We start from the raw sequence: 24,940 nt of genomic DNA on the forward strand, positions 1-24,940 counted from the left end.
CACCTGGTCTGGGACCGGATCACCGAACCCGCGCCCGTGCTCGACCTCGTGTCGATCCGGACGCCCGCCCCCGCATCGATGTCGAGGAGGCCACCGTGAAAGGCCGGCAAACGCTGCCCGTCCTGGTGATCCTCATCGTGGTGTGCGGCGTCGGCGGCTTCCTCACCCGCCAGCAGCTCGACGGCAAGCTGGACCTTCCGAACATCCCGCTACCCGCGCTCGGCGCGCCCGAGTGCGTGGCCCGCGCCGACGGCGAGGTGCGGCTGGACCCGGAGCAGATGGCCAACGCCGCGACCATCGCCGCCGTCGGGATCAGCCGCAACGTGCCCGACCGGGCCGTGGTGGTGGCGCTGGCCACCGCCCTGCAGGAGTCGAAGCTGCGCAACCTGGAGCACCTCGGCGACGGCAACGACCACGACTCGCTCGGCCTGTTCCAGCAGCGGCCCAGCCAGGGCTGGGGCACCGCGAAGCAGATCATGGACCCCCGGCACGCGTCCCGGCGCTTCTACACCAGCCTGGTCAAGGTCAAGGGCTGGCAGAAGATGCGGGTCACCGACGCCGCCCAGCGCGTGCAGCGCTCGGCCTATCCCGAGGCGTACGAGAAGTGGGCCGACGACGCGACCGTGCTGGCCAAGGTGCTGACCGGCCAGCAGGCCGGTGGTGTGACCTGCGACACGTACGGCGAGGACGCCCCCGGCGACGCCGCGACCTCGAAGGTGCTGGCCGACCGGATGAAGGCCGACTTCGGCACGAAGGCCAAGGGCGTCACCTTCGAGGGCACGGCGGTGCGCGTACCGGCCGCCAACAGCAAGGCGGGCTGGCAGTTCGCGCACTGGCTGGTGGCCAACGCACCACTCACCGGAGTCACCCGCGTCACCTACGCCGACCAGCAGTGGTCTGCCGGTGACCGCGCGTGGTCGAGCGCGGAGAAAGTGGCCGAACAGGTGGTGGCAGAGGCCGTCGCGGGCGGGTGACCCTGGTGACAGGCCGGTCCGACGAGCCCCGCGCGACGACGTCACTCGGGAACGCGAGTTAGTATCGGCACTCGTTCGCGAAGGTTGCTCATCCCGGCACGCCACCCCCCAAGTCGCGCGCCCCGATTGTGCCTTCGACTGTGCCCAAGTCTGGAAGGACACAAGGGGAGGACATGACCATCACCTCTCAGGAGCCGGCGACGGACTACGCGCCGCTCACCGACGCCGAGCGCAAGGAATTCCACGAGAACGGGTACAAGCACCTCCCCGGTGTCGTCAGCCCCGAGATCGTGGCCGAGCTCCAGGCCGAAGCCGACCGCCTGTACGGCGAGAACAAGGACACCGGCCACATCGACAAGACCGGGTCGCTGCACCTGCTCGGCGCGGTCAGCCACAGCTCGGCCTTCGCCCGGATGCTCGACTACTCCCCGACCTTCCGTTGGGTCTGGGGTCTGGCCGGCTGGAACATCTACTCCCAGCACAACCACCTCGACGTCAACCCGCCGTACGAGGAGGACGAGACCCCTCGCTGGGAGTGGCACCAGGACGGCTGGCGGCAGAACTCCGACGCGGAGTACTACGCTCCGTACTACGGCGACGTCCCGCGCCCGATGCTGTCGATCAAGGTCGCCATCGTGCTCAGCGACATCTCGGAGCCGGGCCGGGGGCAGACCCTGTGCATCCCCGGTTCGCACCTGAACAACCACATGTACCGGCCGACGGACCCGGCGGAGATCGCCAAGGGCCCCGAGGGCGCCGTGCCGTGGCTGGCCAAGCCGGGTGACGCGTTCATCTTCGACCGCCGCCTGTGGCACTCGCGCTCGCGCAACCGCTCGGACGTGACCCGCAAGATGCTCTTCATGAGCTACACCTACCGCTGGGTCCGCCCGGTCGACGACATGCCGATCGACCGCGAGTCCGCGTGGTACGCCGGACTGACCCCCGTGCAGCGCCAGCTGATCGGCGAGGCGTTCGGCAACCTGAAGGTGCAGAACATGTGGGGCGTCGGCGAGGGTGGCTGGATCGACGACACGATCCCGCTGCGCGCCGAGCTCAAGGAGCGCGGCCTGCTGGACCGCAACGTTCCCTGGCTGCGCTGAGCGCATACGTCAAGACAGTGAGGCCGGGCCGCGTACTGCGGCCCGGCCTCACTGCTCTGACCAGCGCTCAGTCCAGGTAGGTCGCCTGGCCGGACGCGCACTGCCCGGCGACGAACGCCGGGCTGTTGATCGGAAGCGCCGGGCCCAGCTGGCCGATCACGCCCGAGGACGCGCACACCTGCACCGGAACCAGGTCGATGATCTGGTTGTTCAGCAGCGGCACCAGCGCCGGCGCCTTGCGCCGCTGGATGGTGCTGTTGCTGTTGCGGCAGTCGCCGAGCACGGTAGTCGGCGACTGGACGCCGACGGCCGTGCCCGCGACGGACGCGGTGGAGCCACAGATCTGCGTCGCGGCCAGGTTGACCACGGAACCGCTGCCGATCGCCACCAGGCTGGTCGGCAGATCCTCGTCGTCACCCTCCGGGGCGGCGATGAACGTGTTGGCGTTGTAGCAGTCACCGACGACCGTGGCCGGCGACGACGTCGCCAGGGTCGCGCCTGCGATGGCGGCGTTGGAGCCGCAGATCTGCACCGGCACGAGGCTCAGTGACGAGTCGTCGAGGATCGAGATCAGGCCCTGCACCCGGTCCTGCCGCAGCAGCGTGTTCGCGTTGGCGCAGTCGCCCAGGACCGTGGTCGGCGAGGTCACGCCGACCGACGCCGCCCCGGCCAGGGCCGACGTCGAGCCGCAGGACTGCCAGGCCAGCGCGTTGACGGAACTGCTGTTGCCGATCGAGATCAGCGGCTGCTGAACGTCCTTCTTCGGTCCTCGGCCCACGCGGTCGACGGCCGTGCCGGCCTTGCCGACGGCCGTGTTGGCCTTGACCATGGCGTCGTTGACGGCTGCCTGCCGCAGTGTGCTCGCGGCAGTCTTCATGGGGGCGAGGTGCGCCGGGCCGTCCACGGGCGCGGCGGATGCGGCAGAGCCCATCACCGCAACCGTGGCGAGCGCTCCGGCCGCGACGACTCCCGCCTTGCCTATCTGCATCGTCACTCCTTGTTGGATTCTGGCTCCGCGCGCTGGAGGAGCACGCGGCGACACCTTTGCTCGCGATCAGCAGGGCGACATCGCAAGGGGCAGGTCGCTGGCGCGACCCGCCCCTTGGAGATGCCGTTCCTCGCCAACGTCCTTAGTCGATGAGGGTGTTGGCGTTGAAGCAGCTGCCGATGACGGTGTTCGGCGAGGTGATCGGCACCGCGGCACCGACGCCGGCGCTCATCGTCGAGCCACAGGCCTGGATGTTCGCGAGGCTGATGGCGGTGTTGTTGGCCGCCGAGACCAGCGCGCTGGCGTCCTGCTGGTCGATCTTGATGTTGGCGTTCTTGCAGTCGCCGATGACCGTGTTCGGCGAGGTGATCGGCGCAGCGATGCCCACGACGAACGGTGCGGTGGAACCACAGGCCTGCAGGGTCGCGGTCACCACAGCGGTGCCGTTGGCGGTGGCCGCCAGACCGAACGGGTCGACGTCCCACGGCGCGTCCCAGCCGCCACCGCGAGCCTGCGGGGTGACCCGGGCAGCGCTCTGCCGGCTCCAGGACTTGCGGTCCTTCAGGGCGGCGACCTTGCTGGCCAGCGCCATGCGAGCCGTCACCTGGTCGAGGTTCTTGCCCTCGACCCGGGCCGACTCCTGCCAGCCGTCGTGCTCGGCGTTGATCTCGACGTTGCCGTTCTGGCAACCGCCGATGACCGTGTTCGGCGAGGTGATCGGCGTCGCGACGCCCACCGCGAAGGACGCGGTGGAGCCACACGCCTGCAGCGCAGCCGCGGTCACGACGGTGTTGTTACCGATCGCGGTCAGCGGGACCTCGTCGGACTGGGTGACCCGGGTGTTGCCGTTGGCGCAGGCGACCGCGTCGTCGTGACGGTCACCGTAGCCCTCGACCTGGAAACCGCCGGCCACCAGGGTGTTCGGCGAGGTGATCGGAGCGGCCGCGCCGGCACCGAACGCCGCCGTCGAGCCACAGCCCTGGAACGGCGCGGTGGTGACCACGGTGCCGTTCAGGGTCGACACGAGAGCCTGCGGGTCGATGTCCCACGGCGCGTCCCAACCGTCGTTGTCCCAGCTGCCGCCGCCACGGGCGAGCTGCAGCTGGTTGGCGCCGACCTGACGCATCGCGCTGACCTTGCCCTCGGTGCTGCTCGCGCCGAGCACAGAGGCGTCGGTGGGCGCCGCAGCGGCAGGAGCCCCCAGGATCGCCAGCGTTGCGAGAGCGCCCGTGGCGACGACTCCGGCCTTCTTCATCTGCATCGTCACTCCTTGTGCGACATTTGGAACCTGCTTTGCCCTCATATCGGGCGAAAGCGGCAAAACACTGCACTTGAGGTAACGATGGGTACATGGCCCAGTTACTACGGCCGCAGGCCTTTTGTCACCAGATCTTGGCTGATCGTCCGGGCTCATCGACCAAACGGCCATCAGCCCGCAGGCGCCACACTCGGCGCAGGCGCGGATCAGCGGGTCTGGACGGCGGCGGCGCGCAGGGCGCGGTCCATGGTGACGAAGGCCATCGGGGGCGGATCGGCCAGCGGCAGCCAGGCGGCCTCGGAGGACTCGGCCGGGTCCAGCCGCAGGCTCGCCCCGTCCGGCAGGGTGGCGAGGAAGAAGCAGTCCAGCACCGGCAGGCGCTCACCCTGGAACGCGTAGTCGCCGACGTACATGCCGACGAACGCGCCCAGTTCCACGTCGACGCCCAGCTCCTCGCGGGCCTCCCGGCGCGCGGCGTCGGCAGGCTCCTCCCAGGCGTCGCAGAAGCCGCCCGGCGTCTCCCACAGTCCCGCACGGGGCGGCCGGGCCCGGCGCAGCGCCAGGAAGCCTCCCGCGCCGTCCAGCACGATCAGGCTCGCCGTGGGGCGGGCGTTGAGATAGTGCTCGTACCCGCACGCCCCGCAGACGGAGGGCGGCGCGGCCGCAAGGGCCGCGCCGCACCGGAAACAGTGTCCCGCGAAGGTCACTTCTTCTTGCCGGCGTCCGGCGCCTCCGCGGTGGACAGCGCGGCGATGAAGGCCTCCTGGGGCACCTCGACCCGGCCGACCATCTTCATGCGCTTCTTGCCTTCCTTCTGCTTCTCCAGCAGCTTGCGCTTCCGGCTGATGTCACCGCCGTAGCACTTGGCCAGCACGTCCTTGCGGATCGCGCGGATCGTCTCGCGGGCGATGACCCGGGAGCCGATGGCCGCCTGGATCGGCACCTCGAACTGCTGGCGCGGGATCAGCTTCTGCAGCTTCGAGGCGATGGTCGTGCCGTACGCGTACGCCTTGTCCTTGTGCACGATCGCGCTGAACGCGTCGACCGGCTCACCCTGCAGCAGGATGTCCACTTTGACAAGCTCGGAGGCCTGCTCGCCGTTGGGCTCGTAGTCGAGGCTGGCGTAGCCCTTGGTGCGTGACTTCAACTGGTCGAAGAAGTCGAAGATGATCTCACCGAGCGGCAGCGTGTAGCGCAGCTCGACGCGGTCGGCGGACAGGTAGTCCATGCCCTGCAGCACACCGCGCCGGCCCTGGCACAGCTCCATCACCGCGCCCACGTAGTCGTTGGGCGTCAGCACCGTCGCGCGCGCCACCGGCTCGTACACCTCGGCGACCTTGCCGTGCGGGTACTCGCTCGGGTTGGTGACCGTGATCTCCTTGCCGTCGTCGGTGACCACGCGGTAGACCACGTTCGGCGCGGTGGCGATCAGGTCCAGGCCGAACTCGCGCTCCAGGCGCTCCTGGATGATCTCCAGGTGCAGCAGGCCGAGGAAGCCGCAGCGGAAGCCGAAGCCGAGCGCCGCCGACGTCTCCGGCTCGTACACCAGGGACGCGTCGTTGAGCTTCAGCTTGTCCAGCGCCTCGCGCAGCTCCGGGTAGTCCGACCCGTCCAGCGGGTAGAGGCCGGAGTACACCATCGGCTTGGGGTCCTTGTAGCCGCCGAGCGCCTGGGTGGCGGGGCGGGAGTTCAGGGTGACCGTGTCGCCGACCCGGGACTGCCGCACGTCCTTCACACCGGTGATCAGGTAGCCGACCTCGCCGACGCTGAGCGACGGGGACTTGATCGGCTCCGGCGAGATGACGCCGATCTCCAGCAGCTCGTGCACCGCGCCGGTGGACATCATCTTGATCCGGTCGCGGGCGTCCAGGCGGCCGTCGATGACCCGGATGTAGGTGACGACACCGCGGTAGACGTCGTACACCGAGTCGAAGATCATGGCGCGGGCCGGGGCCTTGGCGTCGCCGCCGGTCGGCGCGGGCAGCTGCCGCACGATCTCGTCGAGCAGGTGCGAGACGCCGTCACCGGTCTTGCCGGACACCCGCAGGCAGTCCTCCGGCTCGCAGCCGATCAGGTGCGCCAGCTCCTCGGCGTACTTCTCCGGCTGCGCCGCAGGCAGGTCGATCTTGTTGAGCACCGGGATGATGGTGAGGTTGTTCTCCATCGCCAGGTACAGGTTGGCCAGCGTCTGCGCCTCGATGCCCTGCGCGGCGTCCACCAGCAGGATCGCGCCCTCGCAGGCGGCCAGGCTGCGCGACACCTCGTAGGTGAAGTCGACGTGGCCCGGGGTGTCGATCATGTTGAGGACGACCTGCTCACCGGTCCGGTCGCCGTCGCGCACGGTCCACGGCAGGCGCACCGCCTGGCTCTTGATGGTGATGCCGCGCTCGCGCTCGATGTCCATCCGGTCGAGGTACTGCGCCCGCATCTGGCGCGGGTCCACCACCTCGGTGATCTGCAGCATGCGGTCGGCCAGCGTCGACTTGCCGTGGTCGATGTGGGCGATGATGCAGAAGTTGCGGATGGCGGCCGGGTCAGTGTCGCCGGGCTTGTTAGATCCGAGCAGCGGAGGCACGGTGATCCGTTCTATTAGAGCGTGAGGCGGAAAGCGGCTCGCTGGCGACGGGCCGCGTTCAGCGTGAGGCGGTCATCGCCCGCCCCTATGATCCCACGCCCGCGGACGGTGCCGAAGCGGGCTACGACGTTACCGCCGCCGACCCCGCAGCGGCCACAGTCGGTGGCGCGGCGGCCCTCCAGCCAACCCGACCGCGCCGGTGCCGCAGCGGCGACCCGTCCCGCGCCACCCGGTCACGACAGTCCCGTTCAGCAGCGGCAGCCCTCGTTGGCGGGCCAGCCGAGCACCAGCGCGCTCAGCCGGGGCAGCCGGTGGCGCATCTGGTCGTCGTTCTCGAAGTCCCAGTCCTCGCCCGCGGTGGGCGTCTTCGCGACTGCGGGCAGCACCAGCTCCGCGCCCGCGACCTCCCGGAACGCGTCGGTGGCGGCGTACCCGACCAGCTCGGCGAAGATCGCGCTGTCGTCGTCCCACTCCACAGCCTCGACCACCGACGGGTGCCCGGCCAGCGCGTCCGGGTCGGCCAGCGCCGCCTCGTACCACTTGCGGCCCGCCGCGATCAGCCCGCTGCGGAAGTCGACGAACGCGTCGTCGGAGCACCCGCCGCCGATCAGGTGTGCCGCGCCCCACAGGTCGTAGCGGTCGGCGGCGGCGCGCAGCGCGTTGAACCGCGTCGCGAAGGCGGCGATGTCCGACAGGCTCAGCGCCGACAGCCGCGTGGTCAGCGCCTTCGCCAGCCCGGTGCCGTCCTCGCCGATGTCGCCCTCGACGTCCGTACGCGCCTGCTCGATCAGAGCCCAGAACCGCTCGATGTCCACGACAACACAGTCTGCCACCCGGACCGCGCCCCGGATCGATGTACGAGCCTGTGTCGCATCCCGTCACCCGTACGGTCCCGCCCGCGCGCCCGCCGCGCCGCCACCGGCCGCGCGTTCATGATCGTCGTTTCGTGTCGAAAAGTGTGCTGGGACTTCACTTTTCGACACGAGACAGCGATCATCGCCGCTCCCCTGCGGGCACCGGCACGGCTGCCGACCCCGGCGCGGTACGCTGTCCGGGTAGGGCACCGCGACGGGTGTCACGTCGGCCGTTTTGGCCGACGCCCAGGCCACCTGGTAACCTGGCACGTCGCGGCTGGTGCTTCGTGCGTCGGCCCATCCGAACCCAGTAACCGAAACGAGCAGGACGAGGCTGTCGCGTGGCGAACATCAAGTCCCAGATCAAGCGCAACCGGCAGAACGAGAAGGCCCGGCTGCGTAACAAGTCGGTCAAGTCGTCGCTGAAGACCGCTGTCCGCAAGTTCAACGAGGCGACCGTCGCCGGTGACGTCGAGAACGCCACCGCGCTGCTGCGCGACGCCTCGCGCAAGCTGGACAAGGCTGTCAGCAAAGGCGTGATCCACAAGAACCAGGCGGCGAACCGCAAGTCGTCGATCGCCAAGAAGCTGGCTTCGCTCTCTGCCTGATCGTCGCAGCGTGCCTTCACGGCGCCGCCAAGACATCACGTGATGCCCGGCCCCTCAGGGGAGCCGGGCATCTGTGTATGCAGAGCCTGTTACTCGTAATGACAAGGTCGACGGTTCGACGCGTCGAGCGGTGCTTTACCCCCGGCCCACCCAGCCGATGGCTGGCGGGGAGCCGATCGCTACTCGTAGCGGTATGCCGCCGACTGGCGGGCGCGCTGCTCGGCGGTGCCGAGCCACGGCTCCTCACCCTCCGGCCCGGCCACGTCGCCCGGCCCGGCCGCGCCGTATCCGGACTGCCCGGCGTAGGTCTCCTGCTCGCCGTAGCCGCCCTGGGCATAGGTTCCCTGCCCGCCGTACACGGCCTGACCCGCGTAGGTGTCCGGCTCCGCATAGCCCGCGTAGGTCTCGGTCCCGCCGTATCCAGGCCGGTCCGGGTACGAGCCGCCGTTGCCGGCACGACCGGTGAACCCGTCCGGCTCGCTGTATCCGGGACGGTTCGCGTACGGATCGCGCTCGTCTGCCAGCGACCGGTCGGTGCGCTGGGGCGGCTCGGGCTCATCCGGGGCGGCCACTCGCAGTTTCACCGTCGGCTGGGTCAGCACCCGCCGCGTCGCGGACTGCGACCGGGCCGCCGCGCCGGAACGCGCCGCCTTGCCGGAACGGGCCGCCGGGCCACCGGACCTGGTGGTCGCGCCCGCGATCACGTCGTTGAGCTTCACCATCACGGCCACCGAGGCGGGCAGCACGGCGACGGCCCACCAGCCGGTGAGCTCGGCCAGCGAGAGCAGCACGGCCAGCGCCACGGTGCCCTCGAAGAACAGGAAGCACATCAGGTTGCTGGGGCGCACATACTGCAGTCCCAGCACCCGGGCGTACAGCGCTCTGCCGCGCGCCTCCTCGGGGCTGATCCCCCCGGCGCGCCGGGACCGGGTGCCCGGTGTCATCGCCCACCTCCCGCCTGCTTGGCCTGCGCGAACGCCACGATGGTGCGCTCCAGCGCGTAGTCGCGGTCCTCTTCGCCGCCCTTGACGGCGGCGTTGCAGTCAGCGGCCGCCCGCATCGCGAGCACCAGCGCGTCCGGGGTCCAGCCGCGCGCCTGCCGCTGCGCCTTCTCGATCTTCCAGGCGGGCATGCCGAGCGAGGACGCCAGCTGGTACGCGTTGCCGCGTCCCGCCGAGGCCACCCGCGCCACGGTGCGCACGCCGTCAGCCAGCGCGTCCGCGATCGGCACCGGGTCGACGCCGCTGTGCCGCGCCCAGCGCAGCGCCTCCAGCGCCGCGGGCACGTCCCCGGCGACCGCCGCGTCGGCGACGGCGAAGCCGCTCACCTCGGCCTTGCCCCGGTAGTAACGAGCCACCGTGGCCTGGTCGATCCGGCCGCCGGTGTCCGCCATCAGCTGGGCGCATGCCGCAGACAGTTCCCGCAGGTCGTTGCCCACGGCCTCGATCAGCGTCTCGGCGGCGTCGGCGGCACAGCGCCCACCGAGCCGCCGCACCTCGCCGGTGACGAAGTCGACCCGGTCACGGTGCTTGGTCAGCTTCGCCGCGGGCACCACGGACGCGCCCGTCTTGGTGAGCGCGTCGGCCAGCGCCTTGTTCTTGGCGCCGCCCGCGTGCGCGACGACCAGCGACACGTCCGGGTCGGGGGCCTTCGCGTAGTCCAGCAGCACCGCGGTGACGTCCTTCTTGGCGTCCTGCGCGGCGCGCAGCACCACCACCCGTACGCCGCCGAACAGCGACGGGCTGAGCAGCTCGGCGAGTTCGCCGACGAGCATCGAGCCCGTCTCCACCTCGCGGACCTCGGCCGACGGGTCGGCGGCGCGCGCCTGCGCGGCGACGTCGGCGATCGCACGCGCGACCAGCAGTTCCTCGTCGCCCAGCACGAGGACCACGGGTGTCAGGACGGGGGACGGAACCTGGCTCACCACCTCGCTATCGTCGCACGTGCGAACTGGCGACCGCCCACCGTCACTCCAACGGGCGCGTCGGGAGAACGACGGAAAGCTTCCCGTCGGCGAGCACCACTGCCAGGTCGCCGCTGACGTCGGTGCGCTGCACCCGCGCGCCCCGGCCGGTCAGCCGCGCCAGCACGGAGCCGCTCGGATGCCCGTAGTCGTTACCCTCCCCCACGCTGACCAGGGCGATCCGGGGTGAGACGGCGTCCAGGAAGGACGGTTCCTGGAACGCGCTCCCGTGATGCGCGACCTTGAGCACGTCGGCGGACACGTCCACGCCCCCGTCGAGCAGAGCGTGCTGCCGTTCGGTCTCGGCGTCCCCGGTGAGCAGCACCCGCACCCCGCGTACGGTCGCCATCAGCATCAGCGAGTTGTTGTTCGGATCGCTGCGGGTGCCCCGTTCCGGCGGCGCGGGCAGCACGTCGAGCCGTACGTCGCCGACCGTCCAGCCGCCGGCCTCCGGGGCGTCGGACACCGGCACTAGATGGTCGGCGGCGGCCCGTGCCACGGCCGCGCGCCCGGACAAGGGTTCGGGCCAGGGGGTGGTGACCACCGCGCCGACCCGCCGCCCGGCGAGCACCCCTTCCAGCCCGCCGATGTGGTCCACGTGGAAGTGGCTGACCAGCAGCAGCGGCACCTCGTCGACGTCCAGCTCGCGCAGGCACCGGTCGACGTCGCGGGGCAGCGGCCCGGCGTCGACGACCACGGCCGCACCGTGTCCCGCGTTGAGCACGGTCGCGTCGCCCTGCCCCACGTCGCAGGCCACGACGAGCCAGCCGCCGGGCGGCCACCCGCCGGTGAGCACGCGCACCGATAGCGCCCCGAGCACACCCGCCAGCGCGACGACGGCGGCCAGCCGCCGCACCGCGGGCCGCCTGAAGCCGATCATGAGCAGCACGGTCAGCGCCGCCAGCAGCAGCGCGCCGGCCGGTCCGCCCGGCCACGGCAGCACCCCGGCGGGCACCTGCGCACCGAACCGCGCCACGGTGACCAGCCACCACGCGGGCCAGCTGCCGAGCCAGGCCGCGAACTCGGCGCCGGCGGGCCATACCGGCGACAGCAGCGCGGCGGCCACGCCGGTGACGGTCGCGGGTGCGATGGCGGGCACCACCACCAGGTTCGCCGGTATCGCGACCAGGCTCAGCGTCCCGCTGATGCCCGCGACGACCGGGGCGCAGGCCAGTTGCGCGGCGGTCGGCACGGCCAGCGCCTCGGCGACCCCGCCGGGCACCCCGCGACGGCGCAGCGCGTCGCGCATCGGCGGTGCGAGCAGCAGCAACCCGGCCGTGGCCAGCACCGACAGCGCGAACCCGGCATCGGCGGCCAGCTCGGGGTCGGCCATCAGCAGCACCGCCGCACCGGCCGACAGCGCGGGCAGCGCCGCCCGGGACCGGCCGGACGCGAGCGCCAGCAGCGCGATCCCGCCCATCACCGCGGCCCGCAGCACGCTCGGCGACGGCCGCGCCAGGATCACGAACCCGACCACGGACACCGCGCACACCACCGCCGTCAGCCGCGGCCCCGCCCTGGTCCGCCTGGCCAGCAGCAGCACAGCCCCGGTGACGATCGCGACGTTACTTCCTGAAACGGCGGTCAGGTGGGTCATCCCGGTGTCCCGGAACGACTGTTCCACCGCCGGGTCGAGCCGACTGGTGTCGCCCACCACTAGTCCTGGTAGCAGCCCGCCCGTGGCCGCGTCGAGCGGTGCGCAGGCGCGTTGCAGCCCGGCCCGCAGGCCACCCGCTGCCCGCTGCGCCCACGACGCCTCGCCCAGCAGTTCCGGTGGGCGCTCGGTCGACAGCACCGCCGCCCGCAGGTCCCCGCCCCGCGACGGCCCGAACCGCGCGGGCACCCGCAACCGCTGCCCCGGCAGCAGCGCAGCCCAGCCGTCACCGCTGGCCAGCACCAGCACCCTGACGTCGGCCCGCAGGTCACCGGCCTGCTCCAGATCCGCCGCGACCACCCACGTGGCGGGCCGCCCGACGACCACGGCGGCCCGGCGCGGATCGTCTCGCACCGTCAGCGTCACCGTCGTCGAGACGTGCCGGTCCACCAGCGCGACGACTTCGGGGGCGTCCCTGGCCGCCAACCGGGCCCCGGTCGCCGCCGCCCCGCACACCACCCCGACGAACGCCCCGGCCACGATCCACCGCCACCCGCCCGCGGCGCCTGTTCCGCCGCGTCGCCAGGCACCCCACCAGCGTCGTCCAGCGGCCGACTCTTCGGCCCGCCCCGGCAGCGGCCGGTATGAGGCGCGATCACGCAGGAAGGCCAGCCCCGCCCCCAGTGCGCCCGCGACGCCCAGCGCCACGGTGACGCCGAGCCCGGTGAACAGTCCGGTCAGCGATGCCGACCAGCACCCCAGGGCGAACGGCGCGAGCCTCAGGTCAGGGCCGTCCATCAGACCGTGACCAGGTCTTTCAGCTGGGCGAACTTCGCGTCGCCGATCCCTTCGACCTGGCGCAGGTCACCGGCACTGCGGAAGTCGCCGTGCTTGGCCCGGTGGTCGAGGATGCGCTGCGCCAGCACCGGGCCGACCCCCGGCAGCGCGTCGAGCTGCGCGAGCGTCGCGGTGTTCAGATTCACCGGCCCCGCTCCCGGTCCGGCCCCGGCGGCCGGGCCTTCTGCGGCGGCCGCGCCCGGCACCCCGATCGCGATCAGCTCGCCGTCGGTCACCTTGCGGGCCAGGTTCACGGCGGACAGGTCGGTGTCCGGCAGCACCCCGCCCGCCGCCTCGATCGCGTCGGCGACCCGCGCACCGGGTGCCAGCCTGACCAGCCCCGCCTTGCGGACCCGCCCGGTCACCGCCACGACCAGCATCGCCGGTGCGGACGCCGGGACCGGCCGCCCCGAGGCCGCCACGGGCACCGGCACCGGTTCGGGCGCGGGTTCCACCGAGGGACGCGCCTGCCAGGCCAGGTACGCCGCGAGCGCGACCACCAGCGCGGCCACCGCCGCCAGCGCCCGCATCCCGCGCCGCCCCGGATCGAACGCCGACCGGCCGGGCAGCGCACTCGGCACGTCCGCCTCCACCGACGAAACGGCCATGTCTGGCAAGCCGGCAGCCGCACGCAACATCGGTGTGCCGATGTCCGCGGGCCCCGTCGGCATCGCGCTACCCGCGGACCCCGGCCGCATCGCGGTGTCCGCAGGCACCCGCGGCATCGTGCCGCTCGCGGACAGACGTGGTGAGAGACCGGACCGAGCCTCCGTGGGCACCGGCGGCATCGTGCCGCTCGCGGACAGACGTGGTGAGAGACGGGACCGAGGCTCCGTGGGCACCGCCGGTAGCGAGGCGCCCAGCACCGCGTTCGTCGCCGTGGTCGGCACCCGGAGCACGCCGTGTGACGTCGCCATGGGGAGCGCGGCGTCGAGGGCCGCCGTGGCCAGCCGCATCACCTGCGGCCCGGTGGGCGGCGACGGTGGGACACGCGCCTGCGGGTCGTCCAAGTCGGCTGGGTCCAGCGGCAAGAACTGCCGGGCGGCACGGCGTGGCGCGACGTCGGGCAGTACGTCGAGGAAGGGCGCGTCCAGGGGCTCCGGCCAGGGCGGCGGTGCCGTGGACGGGGTGAGGACGCGGTGCAGCCGGTCGAGGTCTGCCTCGGCGGGCGGCGGCTTGCGGAACGGGGTCGGCGGCACGCAGCCACGGTAGGGGCGGGCTCGCGGTGGGCGTACCACTCAATTCTCTTGCCTGTGGACGGCGGACCGGTTGTGGACAACCGCCTGATCACGACCCTGGTGTGCTATGGCCGCGGCGGCACTCGCAGGAGTCCGATCACGACGGCGAGCTTGGTTCAGGTTCTATAAACAGTTTTGACGTTACGAATCATCGATCGCTGTTAACCGCTCTGCCGCAACCGATTCATCGGCTCCTAGGTTCTGCGTCACCCCTTCGCGGTCGGCGTCATCGGGACCCGGCCGCGGGGTGGGGATCTCTGGGAGGAGAGAACCTTGCGGCATCGAGTTTCCGCCCTCGGCATCGCGATCATCGTCGCGTTCGCCGGGGCGCTCGGTTCCGGTGGGCCGGCCAACGCCGCCCCCGCCGGACCCGGGGCCAGCATCCTGTACGCAGACAGCCCCAGTGCGGTCGCCGACCGCTACATCGTCGTGTTCAAGGACGCGGCGGTGCCCGCGAGCACCGTCGGCACCAAGGCACGTGACCTGGCCGGCCGCGTCGGCGGTCAGGCGCGGCACGTCTACACCTCCGGCCTGCGCGGCTTCTCGGTCGGCATGACCGCGGCGCAGGCCCGCAAGCTGGCCGCCGACCCCGCGGTCGCCTCGATCGAGGCGGTGCAGCGCATCGGCATCCTGGACACCCAGAACAACCCCCCGAACTGGGGCGACGACCGCATCGACCAGGCGAACCTGCCGCTGAACCAGGCGTACACGTACCCCACCAACCCGGGTCAGGGGGTGACGGTCTATGTGCTCGACACCGGCATCAACGCCAACCACGTCGAGTTCACCGGCCGCGTCAAGCAGGGCACGGACATGGTGGACGACGACAGCACGCCGACGGACTGCCACGGCCACGGCACCCACGTGGCCGGCACCGCCGTGGGCACCAGCTACGGCGTGGCCAAGAAGGCCTCCGTCGCCTCCGTCCGGGTGCTGAACTGCCAGGGCAGCGGCACCAACGACGACCTGATCGCGGGCATCAACTGGGTGCGCACCAACGCCCAGAAGCCGGCCGTGGTCAACTACAGCATCGGCTGCCAGAGCCGCTGCACCAGCCAGGCCATGGACAGCGCCGTGTCGAGCCTGATCTCGTCGGGCGTGCAGTTCGTCCAGGCGGCGGGCAACTCCTCCGACGACGCCTGCTACTACAGCCCGCAGGCCGTCGCCGCGGCGGTCACCGTCGGCAACACCAGCAGCAACGACGCCCGTAACAGCAGCAGCAACTACGGCTCCTGCCTGGACATCTTCGCGCCGGGCACGAGCATCGTGTCGGCGTCGTACTCCAGCAACACCGGCACCGCGACGATGACCGGCACCTCGATGGCCTCCCCGCACACGGCCGGTGCCGCCGCGGTGTACCTGGGCCTCAACCCCAACGCCACGCCCGCCCAGGTGCGTGACGCGCTGGTCAACAACGCCACCACCGGCAAGGTCACCTCGCCTGGTACGGGTTCGCCGAACCGGCTGCTCTACACCGGCTTCATGAACGGCGGGACCAACCCCAACAACCCGTCGGTCACCAACCCGGGCAACAAGAGCAGCGTGATCTCGCAGTCGACCAGCCTGCAGATGCAGGCCTCCGGCGGCACCTCGCCGTACACCTGGAGCGCGTCGGGCCTGCCCGCCGGGCTGTCGATCAGCTCGTCCAGCGGCCTGATCTCGGGCACGCCGAGCACCGCGGGCACCTCGAACGTCACGGTGACGGTCACCGACGCGGCGAGCAAGACCGGGTCGACGAACTTCACCTGGACGATCACCACCGGTGGCGGCGGCTGCACCGCGGCGCAGGTCGTGGGCAACTCCAGCTTCGAGAGCGGCACCACGCCGTGGACCTCCGACACGGGCGTCATCGGCGCCTGGTCGGGCTCGGGCTACCCGGGCAAGACCGGCACCCGCAGCGCCTGGCTGGGCGGCCAGGGCCAGACCCAGACCGACTGGGTACAGCAGTCGGTGACGATCCCGGCCGGCTGCACCAGTGCCACGCTGCGCTACTGGGTACGCATCAAGACCGCCGAGACCGACGGCCAGGTCTGGGACCGGCTGACGGTGACCATGGGCAGCACGACCGTGGCCACCGCCACCAACCTCGACGCCAACTCCGCCTACGTGGAGAAGGTCGTCAACGTGGGCCAGTTCGCCGGGCAGACGGTGACGCTGAAGTTCAACGGCGTCGAGGACCAGTCGCTGCAGACCAGCTGGGTCATCGACGATGTGACCATCAACGTCTCCTGACCAGGGGACGGTGACGGGGGGAATGAGCGGCCGGGCATCTCACGACGATGCCCGGCCGTTCACTCCCACTCCCAGCGCATGCCGACGATGCCCGGCGGGATGTCCGCCGCGACCAGGTGCGCGCCGTGCGTCGAGCCGATCCACACCTCCCGTACGCCCTGGTCGGGGGCGTGCAGGCCGCGCCGCTCGAAGCGGTAGCAGCGGGCCGGCACCGCGTCGCGGTCGAACTGCACCTGCAGCACGTACTCCCCCACCGGCACCGAGAAGCCCCGGTAGTAGTTGTCCGTGGCGACCAGCGAGCCGCTCTCGAACTCGTACTCGATGACCACGGTGTCGCCCTGCGAGAGCATCCGGTCGAAGATGATCTCGGCGGCCTGCAGCCCCGACTCCGGGTCCGAACGCACCCGGCCCAGTCGGCAGTTGCGCAGGGCGTGCACGCCGGTGGGCGCGCCCAGGTCGTCGGTGCGGAAGATGCCGACGGTACGGGCGACCCGGTCCACGTTGGCCCGCAGCACCTGGCGGCAGTTGAGCCGCAACTCCTGGCGCTGCGCGCCGACCTGGTACAGGTCGTGCAGGCTGATCCGGGTCAGCTCGTGGTAGGTCCACCGGTCCAGCTCACGGATGATCTTCGAGACGCTGTTGCCGTCCTCGAACAGCCGGTCGATGTCGATGGTCCCCGGCGGCTGGTTGAGCCACCGGCCGCGGGGTCGGCGCGGGCCGAGCTGGGCGATCAGGGACTCGGCGGGCAGGGACAGGATCTGCTCCAGCATCCGCACCGCCTTCATGGACTCCGGACGCTCGGGGCGGCTGCGACCCCGCCGCCAGTAGCTGAGGGTGGCCAGGCTGACGCTGATCCCTGCCGAGGCCAGCCTCTCCTGGATCTCCTCCGGCCGTACGCCCCGGTCTTCGATGGCCAGGTGCAGTGCGGCGGAGAACGGGCCGGTACGCAGCGCATGCGCCAGGTCCCGGCCGAGAAGTTCAGAACGAGCCTTCTCCATGAACGCTGAGTATCACCACGCCCCCGCCCCAGCGCTACCCGTACGGCCCAACGGGCTCGCACACCGCCCCCCACCGATAGACGCTGGCCTATCACATCGAGTTTGATCTACAAATAATCGATGTAATAGGCCAGCGTCTATGGAAAACGGAGCCGCCCCGCCCCCGCCCGCGCCGAAGGAGGGACGCGGGTCAGAGCTGGTCGTCGAGGAGGGAGTGGGCGGGGGCGGGGAGGCGGTGTACGACCACCCCGGCCAGGCCGGGGCCCACGTGGGCGGCCACGACCGCGCCGACCTCGCTGGTGTACAGCTCGCACAGCCGGTCGCCGAGCCGCTCGCGCAGCGCGTCGGCGACCCACTCCGCCCGCTCCGCGGCCGCCAGGTGGTGCACGGCCACCTCGACCGGCCCGTCCCCGGCCGCCTCCAGCGCGAGCGCGACCAGCCGGTCCAGCGCACGGGCGGCGGTGCGCACCTTGTCCCGCATGGAGATGCCGCCCGCGGAGACCTCCAGCAGGGGCTTTACCGCCAGCGCGGTGCCCAGCAGCGCCGAGGCCGCGTTGATACGGCCGCCCCGGCGCAGGTGCTCCAGCGTGTCCACGTAGAAGAACGTGCTGGTGCGGTCGATGGTGTGCAGGGCGGCGTCGCGTACGCCCGACAGGTCCGCGCCCTGTGCCGCGGCGCGGGCCGCGGCCAGGGCGGGGAAGCCCACGCCCATCGCGGCCGAGCAGGAGTCGACGACCTCGACCGGCCCGGCGGCCTCGCCCGCGGCGGTCGACGCCGCGCCCACGGTGCCGGACAGCGCCCCGGCCAGGTGCACCGAGACGATGCCGTCGACGCCGGCCGCGAACAGCTGGTCGTAGACCTGCGCGAACTCGGCGGGGGTGGGCTGGGAGGTGGTCACCGCGACGCGGCGGGCGGCCAGCGCGACGGCGACCTCGGCCGGGTTGACCTCGACGCCTTCGCGCCCGGAGACGCCGCCGAGCACGACGTGCAGCGGCACGACGGTGAGCGACCCGTCCGCGACGGTGGCGGGCAGGTAGGCAGTGGAGTCGGTGACGACCGCTACGGGCATGCGGGCACGTTAACCCGTCACGACGGCTGCGCCGTGACGACCTCGAGCACGGGGCCCATCTGGCAGATCGTCATGATGTCGGAGCGCAGCCGTCCCTGGATCCGCAGGGTCGCGCCGGGCTTGACGACCTTCGGGTCGCCGCCCATCAGCTGGTACGTGGTGCCGCTGTCGGCGCGCAGTACGGTGCATCCGCCCTCCAGCTCGACCCGCTCGACCAGGCCGGTGACCGAGATGACCTCGCCGTCCTTGGCAGGCGGCGGGATCTGCGGCGACATGCTCGGCTTGGGCGTGAAGGGCGGCCTGCTCGGCGGGACCGACGCCGCGGACGGTGACGGGGTCACGGAACTACCCACCTCCGGCTCCTCGGTCGGGGCGCACGCGGCGAGCAGGAGACCGCCCAGCAGCGTGCCGGTCAGCAACAGATGAGTGAGGGGGGCTCGTGTGGTCATGTCAGTTCGGACGCTACCGCCCGGGGGCAAGTTGCGCGAGTGCCCGCGTCAGACCCCGACGTTGTACGCCGAGATCCGCCACCCGTACGACGGCTGCAGCATCAGGTCGACCCAGTGGCAGTTCTGCACCGGCGCGACCGTGGGCAGCATCTCCTCGGGCCAGCCGAGCAGCGCCGCCACCCCGTACTTGATCGCGCCGCCGTGGCTGACCAGGATCACGGTGCCGCCGGGCACCCGCTCGGCGGCCTGCCGGATCGTCTCGCTGACCCGCTTGCCGAGGTCGGCGATCGACTCGATGCCGTCACCGGGGTCGGGGTCGGCGGCGCGCCAGCGGGCGTACGACTCCGGGAAGCGCTCGCGCACCTCCGGGGTGGTCAGCCCCTGCCAGTCGCCGAAGTTCCGCTCGCGCAGCCGGGCGTCCCGTTCGGGGGTCAGCCCGGTCAGCTCGGCCAGCGGCGCGGCGGTCCGCGTACACCGGCTCAGATCACTGGTGATCATCAACTGGGTCTCGTGGCGGGCCAGCACCGCGGCCGCGGCCTGGGCCTGAGCCCGGCCGCGGTCGTTGACGGGCACGTCGAGCTGCCCCTGCACGCGCTGCTCGGCGTTCCAGTCGGTGTTGCCGTGCCGCCAGAGCAGGACACGCGTGATCTGCTCGGTGCCCCGCTCCAGGCTCACGCAGCGTCCTGCGTGGCCAGGTCGCGGTCGGTGAACTCGATGCGGGCACAGTCCTTCCACAGCCGGTCGAGCGCGTAGAACTCGCGCTCCTCGGTGTGCTGGATGTGCACCACGATGTCGCCGAAGTCGAGCAGCACCCAGCGACCGGCCCGCTCGCCTTCGCGGCGGATCGGCTTGGCCTTCTCGGGCATCTTCAGCAGGGCCTCTTCGACAGCGTCGACGATGGCCAGGACCTGGCGCTCGCTCGGAGCGGAGGCGACCACGAAGACGTCGGTGAGGACGAGCTGCTCGCCCACGTCCATCAGGACGATGTCCTCGGCCTTCTTGTCGGCGGCCGCCTGCGCGGCGGCCAGGGCCATCTCGACGGCACGCTCGGTTGCGGGCACCTTGGTCCTTTCGTCGGTGGCCTGCCCGCGATGTTCGCGTACAGGCTCGGCCTCCAGAATCTCACAAGCATTACCCGGCATGCCGCTGAGATAGTCACGCGGTGGGCCGGGACACCCGGAATCAGCGGTATAGATGCCGTTTTGTGATGTATTGCACTACACCGTCCGGTACCAGGTACCACACCGGCTGCCCCGAGGCGACGCGCCGCCGGCAGTCCGTCGACGAGATCGCCATCGCCGGCACCTGGACCAGGCTCACCACGTCGGCGGGCAGGTGCGCGTCGGTCAGCGCGAACCCCGGACGGGTGACCCCCACGAAGTGCGCCAGCTCGAACAACTGGTCCGCGTCCTTCCAGGACAGGATCTTGGAGAGCGCGTCGGCCCCGGTGATGAAGAACAGCTCGGTCTTCTCGCCGTACTGGTCGCGCAGCTCGCGCAGCGTGTCGACGGTGTACGTCGGCCCCACCCGGTCGACGTCGACCCGGCTCACCGAGAAGCGCGGGTTGGACGCGGTCGCGATGACCGTCATCAGGTAGCGGTCCTCCGCCGGGGTGACCGCGTGCTCGGTCTTCTGCCACGGCTGCCCCGTCGGCACGAAGACGACCTCGTCGAGCGCGTACCGGTCAGCCACCTCGCTGGCCGCGACGAGGTGACCGTGGTGGATGGGATCGAACGTCCCACCCATGATCCCAATGCGTGTCGCCACACCCCGATTCTAAGCCGCCCGGTGCTCCACCCCCGCCCGTCATCGACGCTGGCCTATCTGGATGAACTTCCGATGATCGAAGTCATCCAGATAGGCCAACGTCTAAGTGCAGCAGGGCGCGTGCCCCCCGCCCCGCCGAACGGGCAGCCGGGCGGGGTCGGCGGGGCAGGTCAGGCGGCCTGCTGGGCGCGCAGGGAGCGGGCCAGGTCGTCGGTCTCGTCGGCCAGCGCGCGGCGCAGCAGCGGGTGCATGTCCCCCGTCAGCGCCGCCCGCGCCGCCGCCAGTGTGTCCTCCGACACGGCGTACCCCGGATAGGCCGCCTTCGCCAGGTGCCCCAGCATGTCGCCGGACCGGCCCTGCGAGCGCGGCAGCTCGGCGAAGAACCGGGCCACGAACGGCGCGGTCAGCTCGGCGTGCTCCGGCTGCCACAGCCCGTCGGCGGCCGCGACCGCGATCCGGTTGGACTGCCCCTGCTCGGTGACGACCAGGTCGAACGCCCGCTCCTTGGCGGCCGGGTCGGGGCGGCTCGCCCGCACCCGGACGGCCTCCTGCTCACCCCGGTCGCTGGTGTCGCGCTGCAGCTCGGCGTCGATCTCGGACTCGGCGACGTCGCCGAGCACGGCCAGCCGCCCCAGGATCGCCCAGCGCAGCTCGGCGTCGACGGGCAGCCCCTCGGGCACGTCCGCACCGGTCAGCCAGCCGCGCAGCAGCGCACGGTCGGCCTCGGCAGCGGTGGCGATGAGCGAGCGGGCCGCGGCGAGCTGGTGCCCGCTGCCGGGCGCGGCGGTGGCCAGCAGGGTCCGGGCCGCCCCGGCCAGCGCCGCGCGGGCCGAGGCCTGCTGGTCGGCGGGGACCAGCCGGCTGGCGGCGTACCGGGCCAGTCCGAAGACCGACTCGACGATGACGACGTCGGGCTCGGCGGGCAGCGCCGCGGCGGCCAGTTCGACGAGTTCGGTGGCGGGCCACTCGGCGTCGCGTACGGCGTCCCAGACGCTGTTCCAGCGCAGCGCGCGGGCCAGCGAGTCGGGCTGGGCGGCCAGCAGCGCGGGCAGCTCGGCACGGGTGCGCTCGTCCATCCGGACCTTGGCGAAGGTCAGGTCGCCGTCGTTGAGCAGCAGGCCGCGGCCCCGCACGCCGGACAGCTGCGGCACCGGGGTGCTCGCCCCGGCGATCTCGACCTCGGTGCGCTGCCACGCGCCCTGCTCGTCGAACCAGCCCAGGCCGATGCGGTGCGGCCGCAGCGTCGGGTGGCCCTCGGACGCGGACTGCTCGACGGTGACGGAGGCGTACGACCCGTCTGCCGCCCACTGCACCGCGGGGCGCAGCGTGTTCACCTGCGGGGTGCGCAGCCAGGCCTGGGCCCAGGCGTCGAGGTCCCGCCCGCTGGACACCGACAGCGCGCCGAGCAGGTCGGCCAGCGTGGCGTTGCCCCAGGCGTGCTTGTCGAAGTGCGCTCGCAGCCCGGTCAGGAACGCCTCGTCACCGATGAAGGCGACCAGCTGCCGCAGCGCCGAGCAGCCCTTGGCGTACGAGATGCCGTCGAAGTTGGCAAACGCGTCGTCGGTGTCCGCGACCTCGGCCGGCGCGATCGGGTGCGTGGACGGGCGCTGGTCGGCGGCGTACCCCCAGGCCTTGCGGCCCACCCCGAAGCGGGTCCAGGACTGCGGCCACGGGGTGACCTCGCCGACCAGCCGGTAGCCCATGTACGTGGCGAACGACTCGTTCAGCCACAGGTCGTCCCACCAGCGCATGGTCACCAGGTCGCCGAACCACATGTGCGCCATCTCGTGGGCGACGATGGCCGCCCGCTCCAGCCGCTCGGTGTCGGTCACCGCGGCCCGGAACAGCAGCTCGTCGCGGAACACCACGCAGCCGGGGAACTCCATCGCACCCCAGCTGAACTCGGGCACGAACGCCTGGTCGTACTTGCCGAACGGGTACCGCACGCCGAACAGCTCGTGGTAGCGGTCCAGGAACGCCTTGGTCACCGCCAGGAGCTCGGGCGCGTCGCGCTCCAGCACCTCGGCGAAGCTCGCGCGGGCGTACAGGCCGAGCGGGATGCCGTCGTGGCTGTCGGTCACCTCGACGTAAGGACCGGCCACCAGCGTGATCAGGTACGTCGCCAGGGGCTTGGTGACCGGGAACTCCCAGCGGCCCGGCGTCGACTGCACACCCTCCGCGTTGGCCCGGACCAGCCACGACGGGTCGGCGGTCACCGACAGGGTCACCGTGGCCTTCAGGTCGGGCTGGTCGAAGCAGGCCATGAACCGCGGCGCGTCGGTGATCGATGGCTGCGCGTAGACGTACACCTGCTTGTCGGCGGGGTCCATGAAGCGGTGCATGCCCTCGCTGGTGCGGGTGTAGGCGTAATCGCCGGTCACTACGACGGTGTTGTCCGCGGCGAGGTCCGCCAGCCGCAGGCGGCCCTCGGCGAACGCGTCGGCGGGCAGCGCGACGCCGTTGAGGGTGGCCCCCAGCAGACGCTCCGGCCGCGCCTCCAGGAAGGTCTCGGCGCCGGGATCGGCGGTGAAGCGGACCGTGGTGACCGAGCGGAAGAGTTCGTCTCCCGTGGTCAGATCCACGTCCAGGGCGTACGCGAGGTTCCGGACGGTGGCGGCCCGCGCGACGGCTTCGGAGTGGCTGAGGCAACGATGCGACATGGCAACCATCCTGCCTGATGTCACCAGGTGGTGAACGGGCGGTAGCCCCTTACCTTCGGGAACGTTCTTGCCGATCAAGGCCGTGGTGGGGACAATGGTCGGCATGCGGACAACGAACACCATGTGGTGGCTGCCCTGACGGGCGGCCCGCTTCCGCGAACCCAGTAGACGAACCCAGGCCGCCCCTCCGGGCGGCCTTCGTCGTGCACGGCTCCGGCCGTGCCGAGGTCTCCGGACGGGGTGCCCGACTCCCGAGGAGACCACCATGACCATCGCCCCGTCCCGCGTCCGCGCCCGCCGCCTGTCCGGCTGCAAGCCGACCGGCCACCTCCAGCTCGGCAACCTGTTCGGCATGATCATGCCGCTGGTCGCCGGGCAGGACGGCAGCGAGACCATCACCATGCTCGCCGACCTGCACGCGCTGACCGTCGAGCACGACCCCGCCGCGGTACGCGCGCTGACCCTGGAACAGGCCGCAGTGCTGCTCGCCGCCGGGGTCGACCCCGAGCGCTGCGCCCTCTACGTCCAGTCCCACCTGCCGGAGCACACCCAGCTGCACTACCTGCTGGAATGCGCCACCGGCTACGGCGAGGCGCAGCGCATGGTCGCCTTCAAGGAGAAGGCGGCGCGCGCCGAGCAGGTGCGGCTCAGCCTGCTCACCTATCCGGTGCTGATGGCGGCCGACATCCTGCTGCACGACACCGAGCAGGTCCCCGTCGGCGACGACCAGATGCAGCACGTCGAGCTGGCACGTGCCGTCGCCAACCGGTTCAACAGCCGCTACGGCCAGACGTTCACGGTGCCGGTGGCGGTGCCCGCCCCGGTCGCCGCGCGGGTGATGGACCTGGCCGACCCGACCGCGAAGATGGGCAAGACCAATGTGGTCGGCACGGGCGTGATCAGCATCCTGGACACCCCCGACGTCGTACGCCGCAAGGTGATGCGCGCGGTCACCGACAGCGGCGACACGGTGCGCCGGGACCGGGTGAACCAGCCGGGCGTGACCAACCTGCTGGAGATCTACCAGGCCTGCACCGGCTCGGCCGGCGACTTCGGCTCGTACGGCGCGCTCAAGCGGGAGACCGCCGAGGCCGTGGTGGCGGTGCTGACCCCGATCCAGGAGCGCTACGAGGCCCTGCGCCGCCGCCCGGAGGCCGTCGAGGCGGTGCTGCGGGAGGGCGCGCGCCGGGTCCGCCCGCGGGCCGCCGCGACGCTGCGGCGGGCCGGCGAGGCGATAGGACTCGTCAGCTTCTGACCATCTTCTTGGCGAAGCAGACGGAGTAGGGGTTGTCGATGTACCTGCCGTACGGCTCGGTCCGCTGGTAGCCGGACGAGTCGAACAGCGTGATCGCCTCGGGCTGGTTCACGCCGGTCTCGAGGATTATCGAGTCCCAGCCCTGGGCGGTGGCCCGTCGTTCCAGTGCCGCGAGGATGCGGCGGGCCACCCCGGCGCGGCGATGCGCCGGTGACACGAACAAACGCCTGATCTCGCCGACCCCCGGGCTGGACACGACGAGCGCGCCGCAGCCGACGGGGCGGCTCAGCACGTACGCCACGACGAAACGGGCGTGCGGGTCCAACGGCGAACGGGTGGTGCCCGGATACCGCGTGAAGAGTTCGTCCTCGGCGGCGAGCACGAGCGCGGTGACATCAGGGTGGGTGATCTCACGGTGCTGGATCAACACCGTCAGGACGCTAGCCAGGGCATGTTTCCGCGATGTTTCACCCTCCGCACACCAGGGCGGATTGCGGTGAGATGACGGACACCGTCACCAA

21 protein-coding genes and 1 pseudogene are annotated in these 24,940 nt (G+C 71.6%); 5 read left to right on the top strand and 17 right to left on the bottom strand.

The window, feature by feature from the left end:
* Nucleotides 1–95 precede the first annotated feature (95 nt).
* Together HAV40_RS27775 and HAV40_RS27780 are read left to right on the top strand one after the other, a co-directional pair.
* Nucleotides 96–974 (top strand): hypothetical protein, encoded by an 879-nt coding sequence (locus HAV40_RS27775; protein WP_166386339.1) that lies wholly within the window; start codon nucleotides 96–98, stop codon nucleotides 972–974.
* 173 nt (nucleotides 975–1,147) lie between these two features.
* Nucleotides 1,148–2,074 (top strand): phytanoyl-CoA dioxygenase family protein, encoded by a 927-nt coding sequence (locus HAV40_RS27780; RefSeq protein WP_166386341.1) that lies wholly within the window; start codon nucleotides 1,148–1,150, stop codon nucleotides 2,072–2,074.
* A gap of 67 nt (nucleotides 2,075–2,141) precedes the next feature.
* Here HAV40_RS27780 and HAV40_RS27785 read toward each other — a convergent pair whose 3' ends face one another.
* The 5 genes from HAV40_RS27785 to HAV40_RS27805 all read right to left on the bottom strand — a co-directional run bounded on the left by HAV40_RS27785 (nucleotide 2,142) and on the right by HAV40_RS27805 (nucleotide 7,710).
* Nucleotides 2,142–3,062 (bottom strand): hypothetical protein, encoded by a 921-nt coding sequence (locus tag HAV40_RS27785; RefSeq protein WP_166386343.1) that lies wholly within the window; start codon nucleotides 3,060–3,062, stop codon nucleotides 2,142–2,144.
* A 142-nt stretch (nucleotides 3,063–3,204) separates the two neighbouring features.
* A complete protein-coding gene (locus tag HAV40_RS27790) occupies nucleotides 3,205–4,323 on the bottom strand; it encodes a hypothetical protein (RefSeq protein ID WP_166386345.1) in 1,119 nt (372 codons plus the stop codon).
* A gap of 203 nt (nucleotides 4,324–4,526) precedes the next feature.
* Entirely contained in the window at nucleotides 4,527–5,027 is a 501-nt protein-coding gene (locus HAV40_RS27795) for an NUDIX hydrolase (RefSeq protein ID WP_166386346.1), read from the bottom strand.
* On the bottom strand, nucleotides 5,024–6,895 hold the full coding sequence (gene lepA, locus HAV40_RS27800) for a translation elongation factor 4 (RefSeq protein WP_166386348.1): 1,872 nt from the start codon (nucleotides 6,893–6,895) through the stop codon (nucleotides 5,024–5,026). Before lepA ends, HAV40_RS27795 begins: the two co-directional genes overlap by 4 nt.
* A gap of 248 nt (nucleotides 6,896–7,143) precedes the next feature.
* Nucleotides 7,144–7,710, bottom strand: coding sequence for a DUF4240 domain-containing protein (locus tag HAV40_RS27805; RefSeq protein ID WP_166386350.1), 567 nt, complete (start codon nucleotides 7,708–7,710; stop codon nucleotides 7,144–7,146).
* Nucleotides 7,711–8,090: 380 nt separating this feature from the next.
* Here HAV40_RS27805 and rpsT point away from each other — a divergent pair, with 380 nt between their 5' ends.
* On the top strand, nucleotides 8,091–8,357 hold the full coding sequence (gene rpsT, locus HAV40_RS27810) for a 30S ribosomal protein S20 (RefSeq protein ID WP_155374910.1): 267 nt from the start codon (nucleotides 8,091–8,093) through the stop codon (nucleotides 8,355–8,357).
* A gap of 677 nt (nucleotides 8,358–9,034) precedes the next feature.
* Here the strand turns inward: rpsT and HAV40_RS38680 are convergent.
* From HAV40_RS38680 to HAV40_RS27830, 4 genes and pseudogenes are all read right to left on the bottom strand, one after another.
* Nucleotides 9,035–9,301, bottom strand: a pseudogene (locus HAV40_RS38680) (hypothetical protein); the annotation flags it as partial.
* The gene (gene holA / locus HAV40_RS27820) at nucleotides 9,298–10,281 is read right to left on the bottom strand and encodes a DNA polymerase III subunit delta (protein ID WP_166386438.1); all 984 of its coding nucleotides are present in this window, start codon (nucleotides 10,279–10,281) and stop codon (nucleotides 9,298–9,300) included. The gene holA and the pseudogene HAV40_RS38680, both read right to left, overlap by 4 nt.
* Before the next feature lie 43 nt (nucleotides 10,282–10,324).
* Nucleotides 10,325–12,712 (bottom strand): ComEC/Rec2 family competence protein, encoded by a 2,388-nt coding sequence (locus HAV40_RS27825; RefSeq protein WP_166386352.1) that lies wholly within the window; start codon nucleotides 12,710–12,712, stop codon nucleotides 10,325–10,327.
* A complete protein-coding gene (locus HAV40_RS27830) occupies nucleotides 12,712–13,476 on the bottom strand; it encodes a ComEA family DNA-binding protein (protein ID WP_166386440.1) in 765 nt (254 codons plus the stop codon). The genes HAV40_RS27825 and HAV40_RS27830 overlap by 1 nt, the downstream gene beginning before the upstream one ends.
* 786 nt (nucleotides 13,477–14,262) lie before the next feature.
* On the opposite strand from HAV40_RS27830, the gene HAV40_RS27835 reads away from it, so the two are divergent.
* Complete coding sequence (locus HAV40_RS27835; RefSeq protein WP_203671696.1) at nucleotides 14,263–16,221, top strand: S8 family peptidase; 1,959 nt, start codon at nucleotides 14,263–14,265, stop codon at nucleotides 16,219–16,221.
* Between the two features lie 59 nt (nucleotides 16,222–16,280).
* On the opposite strand, the gene HAV40_RS27840 is transcribed toward HAV40_RS27835, so the two are convergent.
* The 7 genes from HAV40_RS27840 to pepN all read right to left on the bottom strand — a co-directional run bounded on the left by HAV40_RS27840 (nucleotide 16,281) and on the right by pepN (nucleotide 23,164).
* Nucleotides 16,281–17,219, bottom strand: a complete 939-nt coding sequence (locus HAV40_RS27840) for a hypothetical protein (RefSeq protein ID WP_166386354.1) — start codon at nucleotides 17,217–17,219, stop codon at nucleotides 16,281–16,283.
* A 190-nt stretch (nucleotides 17,220–17,409) separates the two neighbouring features.
* Nucleotides 17,410–18,288, bottom strand: coding sequence for a DegV family protein (locus tag HAV40_RS27845; protein ID WP_166386356.1), 879 nt, complete (start codon nucleotides 18,286–18,288; stop codon nucleotides 17,410–17,412).
* A 17-nt stretch (nucleotides 18,289–18,305) separates the two neighbouring features.
* Entirely contained in the window at nucleotides 18,306–18,737 is a 432-nt protein-coding gene (locus HAV40_RS27850) for a DUF5818 domain-containing protein (protein WP_166386358.1), read from the bottom strand.
* A 48-nt stretch (nucleotides 18,738–18,785) separates the two neighbouring features.
* Entirely contained in the window at nucleotides 18,786–19,385 is a 600-nt protein-coding gene (locus HAV40_RS27855) for a histidine phosphatase family protein (protein WP_166386444.1), read from the bottom strand.
* A gap of 23 nt (nucleotides 19,386–19,408) precedes the next feature.
* Nucleotides 19,409–19,798 (bottom strand): ribosome silencing factor, encoded by a 390-nt coding sequence (gene rsfS, locus HAV40_RS27860; protein ID WP_166386360.1) that lies wholly within the window; start codon nucleotides 19,796–19,798, stop codon nucleotides 19,409–19,411.
* 121 nt (nucleotides 19,799–19,919) lie between these two features.
* Nucleotides 19,920–20,504, bottom strand: a complete 585-nt coding sequence (gene nadD / locus HAV40_RS27865) for a nicotinate-nucleotide adenylyltransferase (protein ID WP_275413501.1) — start codon at nucleotides 20,502–20,504, stop codon at nucleotides 19,920–19,922.
* Nucleotides 20,505–20,674: 170 nt separating this feature from the next.
* The gene (gene pepN / locus HAV40_RS27870) at nucleotides 20,675–23,164 is read right to left on the bottom strand and encodes an aminopeptidase N (protein ID WP_166386362.1); all 2,490 of its coding nucleotides are present in this window, start codon (nucleotides 23,162–23,164) and stop codon (nucleotides 20,675–20,677) included.
* A 265-nt stretch (nucleotides 23,165–23,429) separates the two neighbouring features.
* Between pepN and trpS the strand changes: the two genes are divergently transcribed.
* The gene (trpS, locus tag HAV40_RS27875; protein ID WP_166386364.1) at nucleotides 23,430–24,419 is read left to right on the top strand and encodes a tryptophan--tRNA ligase; all 990 of its coding nucleotides are present in this window, start codon (nucleotides 23,430–23,432) and stop codon (nucleotides 24,417–24,419) included.
* Here trpS and HAV40_RS27880 read toward each other — a convergent pair.
* The gene (locus tag HAV40_RS27880; protein WP_166386366.1) at nucleotides 24,409–24,849 is read right to left on the bottom strand and encodes a GNAT family N-acetyltransferase; all 441 of its coding nucleotides are present in this window, start codon (nucleotides 24,847–24,849) and stop codon (nucleotides 24,409–24,411) included. The genes trpS and HAV40_RS27880 overlap by 11 nt on opposite strands.
* Nucleotides 24,850–24,940: the final 91 nt, after the last annotated feature.

The organism is Catellatospora methionotrophica, from assembly GCF_011297335.1.
Classification (GTDB): Bacteria; Actinomycetota; Actinomycetes; order Mycobacteriales; family Micromonosporaceae; genus Catellatospora; species Catellatospora methionotrophica.

Excerpts from the sequence above, each read along its gene's own strand:
- trpS (WP_166386364.1), top strand. The coding sequence starts at position 23,430 with ATGACCATCGCCCCGTCCCGCGTCCGCGCCCGCCGCCTGTCCGGCTGC.
- HAV40_RS27840 (WP_166386354.1), bottom strand. The coding sequence starts at position 17,219 with ATGGAGAAGGCTCGTTCTGAACTTCTCGGCCGGGACCTGGCGCATGCG.
- HAV40_RS27785 (WP_166386343.1), bottom strand. The coding sequence starts at position 3,062 with ATGCAGATAGGCAAGGCGGGAGTCGTCGCGGCCGGAGCGCTCGCCACG.
- HAV40_RS27825 (WP_166386352.1), bottom strand. The coding sequence starts at position 12,712 with ATGGACGGCCCTGACCTGAGGCTCGCGCCGTTCGCCCTGGGGTGCTGG.
- HAV40_RS27790 (WP_166386345.1), bottom strand. The coding sequence starts at position 4,323 with ATGCAGATGAAGAAGGCCGGAGTCGTCGCCACGGGCGCTCTCGCAACG.
- HAV40_RS27780 (WP_166386341.1), top strand. The coding sequence starts at position 1,148 with ATGACCATCACCTCTCAGGAGCCGGCGACGGACTACGCGCCGCTCACC.
- HAV40_RS27830 (WP_166386440.1), bottom strand. The coding sequence starts at position 13,476 with ATGCCGCGGGTGCCTGCGGACACCGCGATGCGGCCGGGGTCCGCGGGT.
- pepN (WP_166386362.1), bottom strand. The coding sequence starts at position 23,164 with ATGTCGCATCGTTGCCTCAGCCACTCCGAAGCCGTCGCGCGGGCCGCC.
- HAV40_RS27845 (WP_166386356.1), bottom strand. The coding sequence starts at position 18,288 with ATGCCCGTAGCGGTCGTCACCGACTCCACTGCCTACCTGCCCGCCACC.
- HAV40_RS27850 (WP_166386358.1), bottom strand. The coding sequence starts at position 18,737 with ATGACCACACGAGCCCCCCTCACTCATCTGTTGCTGACCGGCACGCTG.